At 71.5% G+C, this 13,869-nt stretch carries 13 protein-coding genes and 1 pseudogene; 7 read left to right on the top strand and 7 right to left on the bottom strand.

Annotated features, from left to right (window positions below; all coding sequences use genetic code 11):
- Nucleotides 1-93: 93 nt before the first annotated feature.
- Complete coding sequence (locus QRX60_RS22315; RefSeq protein WP_286003670.1) at nucleotides 94-1,080, top strand: LacI family DNA-binding transcriptional regulator; 987 nt, start codon at nucleotides 94-96, stop codon at nucleotides 1,078-1,080.
- 161 nt (nucleotides 1,081-1,241) lie between these two features.
- Nucleotides 1,242-1,463, top strand: a complete 222-nt coding sequence (locus QRX60_RS22310; protein WP_286002702.1) for a hypothetical protein — start codon at nucleotides 1,242-1,244, stop codon at nucleotides 1,461-1,463.
- Here QRX60_RS22310 and QRX60_RS22305 read toward each other — a convergent pair.
- Nucleotides 1,441-2,073 carry a DsbA family oxidoreductase gene (locus QRX60_RS22305; RefSeq protein WP_286003669.1) on the bottom strand — a complete coding sequence of 211 codons (633 nt, stop codon included), beginning with the start codon at nucleotides 2,071-2,073 and terminating at the stop codon, nucleotides 1,441-1,443. The two genes, QRX60_RS22310 and QRX60_RS22305, sit on opposite strands and share 23 nt — an antisense overlap.
- Before the next feature lie 204 nt (nucleotides 2,074-2,277).
- On the opposite strand from QRX60_RS22305, the pseudogene QRX60_RS22300 reads away from it, so the two are divergent.
- A pseudogene (locus QRX60_RS22300) lies at nucleotides 2,278-3,024 on the top strand (alpha/beta hydrolase family protein); the annotation flags it as partial.
- A gap of 42 nt (nucleotides 3,025-3,066) precedes the next feature.
- On the opposite strand, the gene QRX60_RS22295 reads toward QRX60_RS22300, so the two are convergent.
- Nucleotides 3,067-4,035 (bottom strand): NAD(P)-dependent alcohol dehydrogenase, encoded by a 969-nt coding sequence (locus tag QRX60_RS22295; protein WP_286002701.1) that lies wholly within the window; start codon nucleotides 4,033-4,035, stop codon nucleotides 3,067-3,069.
- Between the two features lie 98 nt (nucleotides 4,036-4,133).
- On the opposite strand from QRX60_RS22295, the gene QRX60_RS22290 reads away from it, so the two are divergent.
- On the top strand, nucleotides 4,134-4,796 hold the full coding sequence (locus QRX60_RS22290) for a TetR/AcrR family transcriptional regulator (RefSeq protein ID WP_286002700.1): 663 nt from the start codon (nucleotides 4,134-4,136) through the stop codon (nucleotides 4,794-4,796).
- 55 nt (nucleotides 4,797-4,851) lie between these two features.
- A complete protein-coding gene (locus QRX60_RS22285) occupies nucleotides 4,852-5,859 on the top strand; it encodes an LLM class flavin-dependent oxidoreductase (RefSeq protein ID WP_286002699.1) in 1,008 nt (335 codons plus the stop codon).
- Between the two features lie 94 nt (nucleotides 5,860-5,953).
- Here QRX60_RS22285 and QRX60_RS22280 read toward each other — a convergent pair whose 3' ends face one another.
- The 4 genes from QRX60_RS22280 to sigK form a co-directional block, all read right to left on the bottom strand.
- Nucleotides 5,954-6,628: a fasciclin domain-containing protein gene (locus QRX60_RS22280; RefSeq protein ID WP_286002698.1), complete on the bottom strand. Its 675-nt coding sequence runs from the start codon at nucleotides 6,626-6,628 to the stop codon at nucleotides 5,954-5,956.
- Between the two features lie 94 nt (nucleotides 6,629-6,722).
- Nucleotides 6,723-8,300: a molybdopterin-dependent oxidoreductase gene (locus QRX60_RS22275; protein ID WP_286002697.1), complete on the bottom strand. Its 1,578-nt coding sequence runs from the start codon at nucleotides 8,298-8,300 to the stop codon at nucleotides 6,723-6,725.
- A gap of 18 nt (nucleotides 8,301-8,318) precedes the next feature.
- The gene (locus QRX60_RS22270; RefSeq protein WP_286002696.1) at nucleotides 8,319-8,996 is read right to left on the bottom strand and encodes an anti-sigma factor; all 678 of its coding nucleotides are present in this window, start codon (nucleotides 8,994-8,996) and stop codon (nucleotides 8,319-8,321) included.
- Nucleotides 8,993-9,589, bottom strand: coding sequence for an ECF RNA polymerase sigma factor SigK (gene sigK / locus QRX60_RS22265; RefSeq protein WP_286002695.1), 597 nt, complete (start codon nucleotides 9,587-9,589; stop codon nucleotides 8,993-8,995). Before sigK ends, QRX60_RS22270 begins: the two co-directional genes overlap by 4 nt.
- Before the next feature lie 706 nt (nucleotides 9,590-10,295).
- On the opposite strand from sigK, the gene QRX60_RS22260 reads away from it, so the two are divergent.
- On the top strand, nucleotides 10,296-10,709 hold the full coding sequence (locus tag QRX60_RS22260; RefSeq protein WP_286002694.1) for an SsgA family sporulation/cell division regulator: 414 nt from the start codon (nucleotides 10,296-10,298) through the stop codon (nucleotides 10,707-10,709).
- A gap of 14 nt (nucleotides 10,710-10,723) precedes the next feature.
- Nucleotides 10,724-12,100, top strand: coding sequence for a class I adenylate-forming enzyme family protein (locus QRX60_RS22255; RefSeq protein WP_286002693.1), 1,377 nt, complete (start codon nucleotides 10,724-10,726; stop codon nucleotides 12,098-12,100).
- Here the strand turns inward: QRX60_RS22255 and ilvD are convergent.
- Nucleotides 12,079-13,770 (bottom strand): dihydroxy-acid dehydratase, encoded by a 1,692-nt coding sequence (gene ilvD, locus QRX60_RS22250; RefSeq protein WP_286002692.1) that lies wholly within the window; start codon nucleotides 13,768-13,770, stop codon nucleotides 12,079-12,081. The genes QRX60_RS22255 and ilvD overlap by 22 nt on opposite strands.
- Nucleotides 13,771-13,869: the final 99 nt, after the last annotated feature.

Raw genomic sequence — 13,869 nt, 5'->3', positions numbered from 1 at the left:
ATGGACGGTCGGAGGGTAACGTGTTGACGTAAACATGTCCAGGACGCCAAGGAGACTCCCGTGACCGCTGCATCCCCGCGTCGTGGACCGTCGATGGCGGACGTCGCGCGCGAGGCGGGCGTGTCCGGCCAGACGGTGTCCCGCGTGGCGAACGGCAAGACCAACGTGGACGACGCCACCCGCGAGCGCGTCCTCGCCGCGATGCGCCGGATCGGCTACCGGCCCAACAGCGCCGCGCGCGCGTTGCGCAACGGCAAGTTCCGCAGCATCGGCGTGATCATCTCGGCCCTGCCGACGTTCGGCAACAGCCGCACGCTCGACGCCATCGCGGCGGCGGTCGTCCCGGAGGGGTTTTCGATCATCCTGATGCCGGTGACGCGCCCGACCCAGGGCGAGGTGACGGGGGCGTTCAGCAAGCTGAACGAGCAGGCCGTCGACGGCGTCATCATCCTCATCGAGCAGCACCAGCTCGACCAGAGCGAAATCGAGCTGCCGCACGGGCTTCCGGTGGTGGTCATCGATTCGAGCGCCCGGTACGACTACCCGGTGGTCGACACCGACCAGGCCGACGGCGCCGCCACGGCGACCCGGCACCTGCTGGAGCTGGGACACGAGACGGTCTGGCACATCGCGGGGCCCCCGCAGTCCTACTCGGCCGAGCGCCGCCGGAAGTCGTGGCGGGCCACGCTGGAGCTGGCGGGCGCGTTCGTCCCCCCGGTGCTGACCGGCGACTGGTCACCCTCGTCGGGCTACCAGGCGGGGCTGGCGCTGGCGGCCGACCCGGCGGTGACGGCGGTGTTCGTGGCGAACGACCAGATGGCACTGGGATTGTTGCGGGCCCTGCACGAAACGGGACGCCGGGTGCCGGACGAAGTGAGCGTGGTGGGATTCGACGACATGGAGGAGTCGGCCTGCTTCTGGCCCCCGCTGACGACGATCCGCCAGTCGTTCGAAGCGGTCGGCCGCCACGCGGTTTCGGCGCTGCTGGCGGAGATCGAGACGGGCGCGGAGGCGGGCGAGCCGGTGACGGTGCCGACGGAGCTGATCGTCCGGTCGAGCACCGCGCCACCACCGGCCTGACCTCCCGCACCGCGCCGGCACGGCGGAACTGTCGGTGCCGGCCGGTACCGTGGAAGACGGGGGGCGCCGCCACGCCCGGAAGTTCTCGTTTGACCGCACTGAGCCGGGGGAATTACTGGCCACCAAGCCGGATCCCCCGGTTTCGCAAACGTCGCAGCGGCGTGGACCATTCGGTCCTGCCGCCGCAGAAACGAGGCGTCATGCTCGCCATCCTCGCCGCCGTGCTCTTCGGGCTCGCCCTGATCATGGAGCTCGCCGGGTTCGGGCTCGGCCCGGTCATCACGACCGGGACGCTGACCACCGCCGGGCTGCTGTGCGTCGCCCTGCACCTGGCCGGCGTCGCGACCGACCGCTCGCGGTTCACCCGGCGGCGGCGCCGCTGACGTCCGCCGCGCGCCGCAGCACCTGGGCGAACACCTCGGGCGACTGCGCGCCGGCGACGCCGAACCGCTGGTCGATCACGAAGAACGGGACCCCGGTCGCGCCGAGCGACCGGGCCTGTTCGCCGTCCGCCGCGACTTCGGCTTCGTAGGCGTCCGACTCGAGCACGGCGCGGGCCTCGGCGGCGTCGAGCCCGGCTTCGGCGGCCAGCTCCACCAGCGAGTCGCGGTCGAACAGCGACCGCCGTTCGGTGAAGTGCGCGCGGTAGAACCGGTCGACGACGGCGTCGGCCAGCCCGCGCTCGCCGGCGAGGTGCACCAGGCGGTGGCCGTCGACGGTGTTTCCCATGTGGACGCCGTCGAGGTGGTACTCGAGACCGTCGGCGGCCGCGCGCTGCTCCATCTGCGCTTCCATGGCGTCGGCTTCTTCGAGCGTCCGGCCGTACTTCTCGGACAGCACCTCGCGCGTCGGCCGGGACGTCCCGCGCGGGAACGACGGGTCGAGCTGGAACGAGTGGTGCACGACCTCGACGTCGGCGCCGAGCTCGGCGACCGCCCGCTCGAAGCGGCGTTTGCCGAGATAGCACCAGGGACAGACGAGATCGGACCAGATGTCTACGCGCACGGCACCACGCTAACCGCGCGGCGGCACGCACTTCAAAGTAACCGTCGGCGACCTGCGGATAGGGTGGGCGGGTGACCGTCTCGACCGACGACATCGTCCGCCACGCGGCGCAGCTGCTGTTCGCCGGAACCCGCCTCGACCTCGGCCGGATGGCGGCCGAACCCGGGATCTCGCGCACGACGTTCTTCCGCCGGCATCGAGGCCGACCGCGGCAGCTTCGCGACCAGCACCATCACGGTGTCGCGGCTGGCCGTCTCCGGCTTCGGCGGCGGCACCATCCACTACCCGACGGGCACGACCGCCGGCACGTTCGGGGCCATCTCGATCGCCCCCGGCTTCACCGCTCTCCAGTCGAGCATCGCCTGGCTGGGCCCCGCGGCTCGCGTCGCAGGGCTTCGTCGTCTTCACCATCGACACCCTGACCACGAGCGACCAGCCCGACAGCCGGGGCAGGCAGCTGCCGGCCTCGCTCGACTACCTCACCCAGCAGAGCAGTGTCCGGTCGCGCATCGACAGCAGCCGGCCCGGCGTCGTCGGGCACTCGATGGGCGGGGCGGCACCCTCGAAGCCGCGCGCTCCCGGCCGTCCCTGCAGGCCGCGATCCCGCCGACCGGCTGGAACCTGACCAAGACCTGGTCGACGGTCCGCGTGCCGACGCTCGTCGTCGGGGCGGAGGCGGACACCGTCGCCCCGGTGGCCTCGCACTCGATCCCCTTCTACACCAGCCTCCCGTCCTCTGTGGACAAGGCGTACCTCGAACTGCGCGGCGCCAGCCACTTCGCCCCCAACTCGCCGAACACGACGATCGCGAAGTACACCCTGTCCTGGCTCAAGCGGTTCATCGACGACGACACCCGCTACGAACAGTTCCTCTGCCCGATCCCGGGCACCAGTCTGTCCATTTCGGACTATCGGGGCACCTGCCCGCACAACGGCTGACGACACCGGGAGGCGCCGGCGCACCCGCCGCCTTCCGGACCGTCACAGCGTCACGACCACCTTTCCCTTGGTGTGCCCGGCTTCCTGGTACGCGATCGCGGTGCGCAGGTCGTCGAACGGGTAGCTCCGGTCGATCACCGGCGTGAGCGCGCCACGCTCCACCAAAGCGGCCAGCTCACCCAGCACCGCCTTCTTGTCCCGGCAGCCCACCGCGTCCGCGAGCACGGCCCGCCTCCGGGCGAACGGGCCGGCGGCCAGTGCCCCGAACGCGTGCGCGGCCGGCTGCAGCCAGCGTCCGGCCGGGCCGCCGACGGCCACGAACCTGCCGTTCCGGTCCACCACCCGGCGGCAGGCCGGCAGCGACCGGCTGCCCGCGATGTCCAGCAGGACCTCGTACCGACGCCCACTGCGCGTGAAGTCCTCCGAGCGGTAGTCGACGACGTGCTCCGCGCCGAGCGAGCGGGCGAGGCCGGCGTTGGCCGCGCTGCAGACGGCATCGACCCGGGCCCCGAGCGCCTTGGCCAGCTGGACGGCGAAGGTGCCGACGCCACCGGACGCGCCGTTGACCAGCACCCGCTGCCCGGCCTTCACGTCCCGCAGGGCGACCAGCGCGGTGAGGGCCGCCATCGGCATCGCCGCCGCCTGCTCGTGGGTGAGGTTCGCCGGCATGGGCGCCAGCAGGTCTTCGGGCACGCAGACGTACTCGGCGTAGGCCCCGTTCGGCAGCAGCGCGTAGACGTCGTCACCGGGCCGGAAGCTCGTGCCGGCCGTCTCGACCCGGCCGGCCAGGTCGCAGCCGAGGATGCCGGCCCGCGGGCGGCGCAGGCCGAAGCCGCCCTGCATCAGCCGCGCGACGTACGGCTCGCCTCTCATGAAGTGCCAGTCGTACGGGTTGACCGAGGTCGCCCGCACCCGGACCAGCACCTCTCCGGCGGCGGGCACGGGATCGGGCACGTCTTCGAAGGTCAGGCTCTCCGGTGCGCCGTACACGCGCTGGACCAGGGCTTTCATGTCGCCTACCGCGATTCTTACGCCGTAAGTCGTACTGCGTAAGGTACGCCGTACACCGTAAGAACGTCAATGGCGCCTTACCTTGTACGATCTTGTGGGTGACCACCGACGCGCGGATCCCCCTCAGCCGCGACCGCGTCCTGCGGGCGGCGGTCGAGCTCGCCGACGAACACGGGCTGCGCGCGCTGACGATGCGCCGCCTCGCCGAGGAGCTCGGCGCCGAAGCGATGTCGCTCTACTACCACGTCGCCAAGAAGGAAGACGTGCTCGACGGCATCGTCGACGTCGTCGCCGGGGAGATCAACGAAGCCGTCACCCGCGTCGAGCCGTCCCCGGAGTGGAAGGAAGCGGTGCGGCAGCGGATCCTGACCGCGCGCCAGGTGTTCCTCCGGCACCGCTGGGCGCCGGAGCTGTTCGAGACGAGGTCGTCGACGAGCACCGCGGTCCTGCGCTACTACGACGCGCTGGTCGGCCTGATGCGCGACGGCGGGTTCTCCTACGACCTGGTCCACCACGCCCTGCACGCGCTCGGCAGCCGTGCGCTCGGGTTCAGCCAGGAGCTGTTCGACCCGAGCGCCGGCCAGTCGGCCGACGTGCCGGTGGACCTGGCCTGGCAGCTGCCGAACCTGGTGGGGATGCTCAGCGAGATCGCCCACGACGACCCGCACTCGACGCTGGGCTGGTGCGACGACCAGGCCGAGTTCGAGTTCGGCCTCGACGTCATCCTCGACGGCCTGGACCGCCTGCGCGACCGGGCGTGAGCCCAGCTGGTGGAACTCCCGCGGCCACCCGCGCCGCCGGAGGCAGAATCGACCCGTGTCTCGACCACTGCGGAAGCTCGGCTTCCTGACCATCGGCCTGTTCGACCCCGCCGACCCGCGGCGGGGCCACGAGTCGACCCTCGGGATCATCGAGCTCGGCGAACAGCTCGGGTTCGACAGCGCCTGGGTGCGGCACCGGCACCTGCAGCACGGCATCTCCTCGCCCGTCGCCGTGCTGGCCGCCGCTTCGCAGCGGACCAGCCGGATCGAGCTCGGCACCGCCGTCATCCCGCTCGGCTGGGAGAACCCGCTGCGGCTGGCCGAAGACCTGGCCACCGTCGACCTGCTCTCCGGCGGCCGGCTCAACCCGGGGATCAGCGTCGGCCCGCCGATGCGCTACGACGAGGTCAAACGGGCCCTCTACCCGGACACCGCCGACGCCGAGGACTTCTCCTACGACCGCGTACGCCGGCTGCTGGACTTCGTGCGCGGCGAGCCGGCGACCGGCTTCAGCGGCACCGAAGGCTTCGAGGTCTTCTCCGACCGGGTCCAGCCGCAGGCACCCGGGCTCGGCGACCGCCTGTGGTACGGCGGTGCGAGCCTGCGTTCGGCCGAGTGGGCCGGCAAGCACGCGATGAACTTCCTGACCAGCAGCGTGGTCAAGGCCGAAGGCGAGAGCAGGGACTTCGCCGAGATCCAGCTGTCGCACATCCGGGCCTTCCGCGAGCACCACCCGGCCGGCGAGGCGGCGCGCGTTTCGCAGGGACTGGTCGTCGTCCCGACCGACAGCGCGACGCCGGAGCAGCGCGCGAAATACGAGGCGTACGCCGAGAAGCGGCTGCCCCGCACCGCGGAACCGCAGGGCCCGGCGCGGATGCTGTTCTCCCCCGACTTCGTCGGCAGCTCGGCCGAGATCGCCGCGCGGCTGCACGCACACGAGGCGTTCCGCGAGGTCGACGAGGTGGCTTTCGCCCTGCCGTTCACCTTCGATCACGAAGACTACGTGCAGATCCTCACCGACATCGCGGAACGCCTCGCCCCCGAGCTCGGCCGGAAGTCCTGACCTGATGAGGCTTATTCAGCCGTCGGCCGCCGCAGGACTTCTGCCTTGATCAACCGCGTGCGGGCGGGTCCCGGCGGCCTAACCAGAATAAGCCTCACTTGTTGGTGCCCGGCGTCAGCACCTTGTCGATCACGAAGACCGTGGCGTTCTTCGTGGGGATGTTGCCGCACAGGATCTTCGCGCCGTTGACGGTCATGTTCTCGCCCGAGCCCTCGATCTTCAGCGGGCCGCCGGCGGTGTTCAGCGACTCCAGCGTGCCGGCCGACTCGAGGCCCTTGGCGTCGTAGCGCTTGCCCACGACGTGGTACTGCAGGATCGGCGCCAGCTCGGCCGGCTTGCCCGCCAGCTCGTTGAACTTCGCGTCGCCCAGCGCGGCGAACGCCGGGTCGGCCGGCGCGAACACCGTGATGGCCTGCTGGCTGTTGAGGGTGTCGACCAGGTTGGTGGCCTTGACGGCCGCCACCAGCTTGGTCAGCAGCGGGTTCGTCGACGCGGCCGACGCGACCGGCTGCGGGCCCATCGAATCGAGCGAGCCGGGCGCGGAACCCTGCGGCAGCTGCGAACAGGCCGGGCCGAAGACGTCGGCGTTGGTGGTCACGCCGTTGGACGCGGCGGAGTCGGTCGACGGCGCGGCCATCGACGACGACGGAGCCGGCGCCGGGGCGCTGCTGGAGCTCCCGGAGGAAGCGGTGTCGCTGCCGCTGCACGCGGTCAGCGAAAGTGCGGCCACGGCGGCGAAACCGATTCCGGCGACACGAAGCTTGGTCACGAAAATCACTCCAATAAAGCGGCTGTGAACTTCTTCTTACGGGTCATTCGAGGCTGCACTCGAATCGGATTGCCATCCGATCGGGTGATGCGGGTCACTGGGCGGTGAAATTGATGCTGTGCCACCCGGTGGCGCCGTCGGGAACGGTGCCGGCGCGCATGTCGGTCTGCGTGTAGCCGCTTCTGTCGGTGGCCCGGCAGACGACCTGGTGACCGCCGGGCGCGGCGTCGAACTCGATCCACCACATGCGCCAGGTTTCGAGGTTCACCTGCCGCGAAAGCATGGCTTCGCGCCACGGGCCGTCGTCCATCCGCACTTCGACCCGGTCGATGCCGGTGTGCTGCGCCCACGCGATCCCGGCGACGCGCACCTTTCCGCCGGGCACGGTTTCGAACCCCTTCGGCGTGTCGATGCGCGATTCCGTCTTGATCGACGCTTCCCGGCTCCACCCGCGTTTCAGCCAATATGCCTGGCGAGCCTGCCAAGTCGTCACTTCGAGGTCGGTCACCCATTTCGTGGCCGACACATAACCGTACAACCCGGGAATGACCAGCCGTGCCGGAAAACCGTGTTCGATCGGCAGCGGTTCGCCGTTCATCCCGATGGCGAGCATGGCGCCGCGCCCGCGGTCCATCGCCGCGGCGACCGGGCTGCCGGAGGTCCAGCCGTCCACACTGGACGAGAAGAGCTGCTCCGCGCCGGGGCGCACCCCGGCCTCCTCGAGCAGGTCCGCGAGGTCGACGCCGAGGAAGTTCGCCGTCGACACGTAGGTGCCGCCGACCTCGTTGGAGACGCACGTCATCGTGATCGTGCGTTCCACGAGCGGCCGGTTGCGGATGTCGCCGTAGCCGTAGCGGACTTCGCGGTCCACCATGCCGTGCAGCCGCAGGCTCCAGTCCTCGGTCCGCACCTGCGGGATGGACAACGCGGTGTCCACGCGGTAGAAGTCGGCGTTGCGCGTGACGAAGGTCGGCGTGCCCAGCTTCGCGAAGTCGGCGTCCGCGGGGATCATCGGGGCGGTCCGGGCCGGGACCAGCCGCCCGACCGCCTCGCGCGACGACGCGGCGTCCCGGCTGCCGGCGAGCAGCTGCCCGCCGAGCCCGGCGACCCCGGCGCCGACGACCACCCCGGCGCCGGCCAGCAGCACCGTCCGGCGCGACGAGCCCTCGGCGGGATCCGGCGCGGCGTCGCGCCGGGCCAGGCGGTGCAGCAGGGCGAACACCGCGACCCCCGCGACCAGGCTCGCCAGCGGGGCGAGCAGCGCCGGCGTGTCGAGGTCGGGCCGTTCGTACACGGCGAAGAGGCCGACCAGGCCGAACCCGGTGACCACGACGAGCCCCGGCCACGGCGTGCGGCGCGAGAGGAGCCCCGCCACCGCCGCCACGACGACCATGACCACGGCCATCCCCGCGAGCAGCACGAGCTTGTCGTACGTGCCGAAGGTGCGGACGGCGAAGTCCTTGAGCTCCACCGGGGTCAGGTCGATGGCGCCGTTGCCCACCGCGAGGTAGGGCGAGGCGTTGATGCCGACGAGGCCGGCGACGAGGTGTCCCGCCGCCAGCGCCGCCGCGAGCGCCAGGACGCCCAAGAGGGCGGCCACCCGGCGGCGCAGCCGGGGCTCGGGCGCCTCGCCGGACGCCGGCGAGGCCTGTTCGGCCGTTGACGTGCTCATGGTTCTCCAGTCGTGGCACTAGGTCAGGGAGATCCGGGTGACCGCCGGGGTCGTCGGGCCGGGCGAGCCGCCCGCGGGCTCGACGGTGATCCCGATCCGGTCGGTGCCCGGCGGGATGTCGGACATCAGCATCCGAGGCTGCAGGAGCCCGGCCGAACGCGCCTCGCCGGCGCGGATCATCCACACCTGGTAGACGTGCCCGGCGTCGAGCGCGGGCAGACCGGAAGCGAGCAGGACGGCCTGGTTCCGGCTGCGGGAGACGACGAGCGTCGCGCTGCCCTCGCCGGCGCCCTGGATCGCGGTGGCGTCCGGCGCGGACAGCACCGAGTCGACCGGAGCCGGCGGCGCGGAGGTCGTGACGACGCCGACCCCGACCGCGACGACGGCGGCCGCGGCGGCCCCGAGCAGGGCGACGCGCAGCCCGAAAGCCTTGGCGCGCAAGGGCTTCCGGGAGGCCGCCACCCGCGGCGGCAGCTGACGGGTGCGGGCGACGCCGGCGAGCACCAGCGCCCTCAGCTCCGGTGGCGGCCCCACGGTCTCGGCCACGCCCAGCAAGGCACCGGTCGCCCGCAGCTCCGCCACCTCCTGGCGGCACGCCGCGCACTCCCCGAGGTGCCGTTCGAACCCGGCACGCTCCACATCGGACACCGCATCCAGCGCGTAGGCCCCGGTCAGCGTGTGCAGCTCGGCGGTCATCGATCCACCCCCAGGCAGTCACGCAACCGGATCAGACCGTCCCGGATGCGGGTTTTCACGGTCCCGGGCGCCACCTTCAGCACCTCGGCGACCTCGGGATAGGTGTAGCCGTTGTAGTAGGCCAGCACGATCGACTCGCGCTGGAGATCGGTGAGCTGGGCGAGGCACTGCCGCACCCGCTGCTGGTCGAGAGTGGCCAAAGTGGACTCGGTGACCTCGTCGAACGGCCGCCGCACGTCCATCCGGCCCACCCGCTCCTCTCGGTCGAGCACGGCCTGGTGCGAGCGCACGCGGTCCACGGCCCGGCGGTGGGCGATCGTCAGCACCCACGACAGCGCGCTGCCGCGCTCCGGGACGTACCTCGTGGCCTTGCGCCACACCTCCACCAGCACCTCCTGCGCCACTTCCTCGGCCTGGGCGTGGTCGCGCAGCACGCGCGTCACCAGCCCGAGCACCGGCCCGGCGACGAGGTCGTACAGCGCCGCGAAGGCGGGTTCGTCCCCCGCCGCGACGCGCCCGAGCAGTTCCTCGGCGCTCGCCGCGGGCACCGGCTCTTCGTCCGGATGCAGCCGTAGCCGCCCACGCTCACCCATGCCCGGCACCCTCCACATCACCCCTGCTGATGCGAGGCGTTCGCGGCTGGACGGCCCCGCGGACTGGTGTGCGGTGGCGCTTCCCACCCGGACGGTGCAACTCCGGCACCGGGACCCATCCGGCGGCGCGAGGGCTCCGAAAGACTGGCGTCGACATGTGAGTGGCAGGGTTGGCGCAGCGAAGGTGACCTCGCGTCAGGGCAAACCCCGGCGGGCGTTCCGAACACGCAGCGGCTCACAACGCCCCGCACGCCCAGCGCCGCGGCACTCCCGGCGCGCAGCGGCTCCCTGCGCCCCCGAGACTCCCAGCGCTCCCAGTGCCCTGGGCGCTCACCGGCTCACATGTCGGAGCGACTTCAGTCGTGGATCGACTGCGAAAGTGAAGTCACTGCAGTCATGCGACGGGCCCAGTCGCGCACCGAGTACGAAGGTGGAGTCACTTCAGCTTCGCAGTGGATCCAGTCGTACACCGGCCACGATGGCGCACCCGCTCCAAAGGTGTAGCGACTGCACTTATGCACCGGCTCCAGGACGTCTGTTTACCCTGAGTAAGGAAACTGCCCGTTCGGCCACGCCGACGGTGACCTGGGGCACTTCTTGATCACCCCAGAGCGTGAAAGTTTTTCGGAACGCTGGGCGTTGACCTCACGATGCGTTATCTCTGGAACCAGACGAAGTTAACCGACGAGTAGCAAAGGCGGTCCCCATGGCCGACCCGCACAGCGTGACCAGCGCCAGCTTCGACTTCGCCCTGCGCACCTTCGGGGCCGGTCCGCGGCCGGTGCCGGCCGAGCTGGAGTACGACACCCGTGACCCCTACGCGGTCGCCGTGGTGCTGCACGCCGGCCCGAGCGCCGTCCGGTGGCTCTTCGGGCGCGATCTGCTCGCCGACGGCCTGCTCGCCCGCTGCGGCGACGGCGACGTCCGCGTCGGGCCCGCCGGCGACCCCGCCCTGGTCGTCGTGGAGCTCACCTCCCCCGACGGCGCCGCCGTGCTCGAGGCGCCCGCGAAGGAGATCGCCGCCTTCCTCGACCGGACCTACGACGTCATCCCCGCCGGCAGCGAGACCGGCTGGTTCGACTTCGACGAGGAACTCGCGAAGCTCTCTTACCAGGACTGAGTACCGTCCCGGCGGTGAGCTTCTTCCTGACGAAAGTGCTCGCCGCGCTCGACGACGGCGGCGATCGTCCCCTGTTCCACTCCGACGGCGTCACGACCTACCACCAGGCCCGCGACCGCCTGCGCCGGCTGCACGCCGGGCTGGGCGACACCGGAACCGTGGCCGTCGACCTGCGCAACCGGCCCGAGACGCTGCTCGTCCAGCTCGCCGCCCTCCTGCGCGGCGCGACCGTGCTCCTCGTCCCGGCCTCGGCGCCGGAGCAGGACCGGCCGGCGGCGGTGAAAGCCGCCGGGGTCACCACCGTTGTCACCGACCGCCCCCGGGACTGGCCCGGCGGCGACGTCCGCACCCTCGACGATCTCGACGGCGAGCCCGAGCCGCTGAACCCGCCCGAAACCGTCAGCCTGCTCTTCCCCACCGGTGGCACCACCGGCACCCCGAAGCTCATCCGCCACAGCGGCATCTACGACGGCATGGCGTACATCTTCGAGCCGAATCCCGACGGCCCCGGCCGCACGCTGCTCGTCGCGCCGATGACGCACATGACCGGCAACGCCACCGTGCTCGGCGCCCTCCTGCGCCACGACACCGTGGTGCTCCAGGACGGGTTCGACGCCGGCGCGGTCCTCCGGGCCATCGAAGAGCACCGCATCGACACGCTCTCGCTGACCCCGCCGCGCCTGGCCGCCGTCCTCGACCACCCGGCGCGCAAGCGCACCGACCTCGGCAGCGTCCGCTCGCTCTCCCTCGGCGCCGCGCCGCTGGCGCCGTACCGGCTCGCCCAGGCCCTCGACGTCTTCGGCCCGGTCGTCGGGCAGGGCTACGGCCTCACCGAAGCCCCGATGATCGCGAGCATCTCCGCCGCCGAACTGATCGGCCACCCCGAGCGGCTCGGCTCGGTCGGCCGGATCGTGCCCGGCATGGAGGCGCGGATCACCGAAGACGGCGAGGTCGAGGTCCGTGGACTGTCCATGATGGACGGTTACCTCGGCGGCCCGGAGATCGGCGCCGGCTGGCTGCGCACCGGCGACCTCGGCCGCTTCGACGACGAGGGCTACCTCTACCTGCTCGACCGCGCCGACGACGTCGTCGTGGTCGGCGAGCACGGCACGAAGGTCCCGACCACCGTCGTCGAACACGCCCTCGAGACGCACCCGGCGGTCCGGAGCGCGGCCGTTTTCGGCATCGCCACCGAAGACGGCCAGACGCTGCACGCCGTCGTCGTCACCAGAAGCGAAGTGACCGAAGACGACCTGAAAGCCCACGCCCGAGCAGCCTTCGGCCAGGACCACTACGTCCCGGCGAACGTGGACTTCGCCGACGCGCTGCCGCTCACCGACGTGGGCAAGGTCGACAAACGCGCGCTCGCTCAGCTTGTGACGGCGCCGTAGGACGACGACCGCACCAGCTTCGCGTACTTGCCGAGCACCCCTTCCGGGAACTTGTTCGGCAGCGGCTCCCAGCCTTCGCGCCGCCGCGCAAGCTCGGCGGCATCCACCAGCAGGTCGATGCTGCGGCCCTTGATGTCGACGGCGATCCGGTCGCCGGTCCGGACGAACGCGATCGGCCCGCCGTCGACGGCCTCGGGCGCGACGTGGCCGATGCACAGGCCGGTGGTGCCGCCGGAGAACCGCCCGTCGGTCAGCAGGAGGACGTCGCGGCCCAGCCCGGCGCCCTTGATCGCCGCGGTGATCGCGAGCATCTCGCGCATGCCCGGGCCGCCCTTGGGGCCTTCGTAGCGGATGACGACGACGTCGCCCGCCTCGATCCGGCCTTCGTTCAGCGCCGCCATCGCCTCCTGCTCGCGCTCGAAGACGCGCGCCGGGCCTTCGAAGTTGGCAGTGTCGAAGCCCGCGGACTTCACGACGGCGCCTTCCGGCGCGAGCGAGCCGCGCAGGATGGTGATGCCGCCGGTCGGGTGCAGCGGGTTGTCCAGGGTGCGCAGGACCTCGCCGTCGATCGGGTCGGGGTCCAGCTCGGCGAGGTTCTCCGCGACGGTCTTGCCGGTGACGGTGAGCGCGTCGCCGTGGATCAGGCCTTCGTCCAGGAGCGCCTTCATCAGCACCGGGATGCCGCCGTGCCGGTCGATGTCGTTCATGACGTACTTGCCGAACGGCTTCAGGTCGCCCAGGTGCGGGACACGGTCGCCGACGCGGTTGAAGTCGTCGAGGGTCAGCTCCACCTTCGCCTCGTGCGCGATGGCCAGCAGGTGCAGCACGGCGTTCGTCGAACCGCCGAGAGCCATGATGACGGTGATCGCGTTCTCGAACGCCTCCCGCGTGAGGATGTCGCGCGCGGTGATGCCCTTTTCGAGCAGCCCGACCACGGCTTCCCCCGAAAGGTGCGCGTAGTGGTCGCGGCGGCGGTCCGCGGACGGCGGCGCGGCCGACCCCGGCATGCTCATCCCCATCGCCTCGGCCGCCGACGCCATCGTGTTCGCCGTGTACATGCCGCCGCAGGCGCCTTCACCCGGGCAGATGGCGCGTTCGATCCGGTCGAGGTCATCGGTCTTGAGCCGGCCGGCCCGGCACGCGCCGACGGCCTCGAAGGCGTCGATCAGCGTGACGTCCTTCTCGGTGCCGTCGGTGAGCTTCACCCAGCCGGGGGCGATGGTCCCGGCGTAGAGGAACACCGACGCCAGGTCGAGCCGCGCGGCCGCCATGAGCATGCCCGGCAGCGACTTGTCGCAGCCGGCCAGCAGGATCGAGCCGTCGAGCCGCTCGGCCTGCATGACCGTCTCGACGGAGTCGGCGATGACCTCGCGGGAGACGAGCGAGAAGTGCATCCCGTCGTGGCCCATGGAGATGCCGTCGGACACCGAGATCGTGCCGAACTGCAGCGGGTAGCCACCGCCCGCGTGCACGCCCTCCTTGGCCGCCTGCGCCAGCCGGTCCAGCGACAGGTTGCACGGCGTGATCTCGTTCCACGAACTGGCGACGCCGATGATCGGCTTGCGCCAGTCGCCGTCCCCCATCCCGACGGCGCGGAGCATGCCGCGGGCGGGCGCGGCCTCGATCCCGTCGGTCACCGTGCGGCTGCGGGGTTTCGGATCGATCGACATCGCGGGGCCCTCCGATACGACGTTCGGACGCACTGCATGCTACCCGCGTCCGCGCGGTCCGCTGGCCGGAACGAATCGCTTCCGGGACCCGGGCCGACC

Source organism: Amycolatopsis mongoliensis (assembly GCF_030285665.1).
Taxonomy (GTDB): Bacteria; Actinomycetota; Actinomycetes; order Mycobacteriales; family Pseudonocardiaceae; genus Amycolatopsis; species Amycolatopsis mongoliensis.
The sequence above is the reverse complement of the archived record's forward strand: the minus strand, read 5'-3'. Positions and strand labels throughout refer to the sequence as shown.